This window comes from Thalassospira mesophila, from assembly GCF_002115755.1.
GTDB classification, from domain to species: domain Bacteria; phylum Pseudomonadota; class Alphaproteobacteria; order Rhodospirillales; family Thalassospiraceae; genus Thalassospira; species Thalassospira mesophila.
This window is the reverse complement of the sequence record NZ_JFKA01000093.1, coordinates 1-303: the sequence shown is the minus strand read 5'-3', so window position 1 is coordinate 303 and position 303 is coordinate 1. Positions and strand designations below refer to the sequence as shown.

Here is a 303-nt window from a genome sequence, read left to right as displayed (position 1 = left end):
TGAACCGGCAAACAGCCAGTTGCGCCTTCCGACAGCCAAAGGCCGAATTGCCCGCTCTGCGGCATTGTTGCTGATCTCGCATCTGCCGTCATAAGCATAGCAGGTCAAAGCGTCCCACCGGGTCAGGGCATAACGGAATGCTCCAGCCAGATCGCTTTTGCCTGGTATTCTGCGCAAGGAATGCTCGAAGCAGGTTTTTGTTTCGTCAAGGTGCGTCAGGCTGTGAGACTGACGCACCGCCAAACGGTCATCGGGCGGCTTGTTGATAATCTGCCGTTCGATGTCGAACAGATGCCCGATATG

Annotated in this window: 1 protein-coding gene; it reads right to left on the bottom strand. The window is 55.8% G+C overall.

Translation table 11 applies throughout. The features are described 5' to 3' along the window. On the bottom strand, positions 1 to 291 hold a 291-nt coding region (locus TMES_RS22185), incomplete at its 3' end, for an IS66 family transposase (RefSeq protein ID WP_425444070.1). Between the last annotated feature and the right edge of the window lie 12 nt (positions 292 to 303).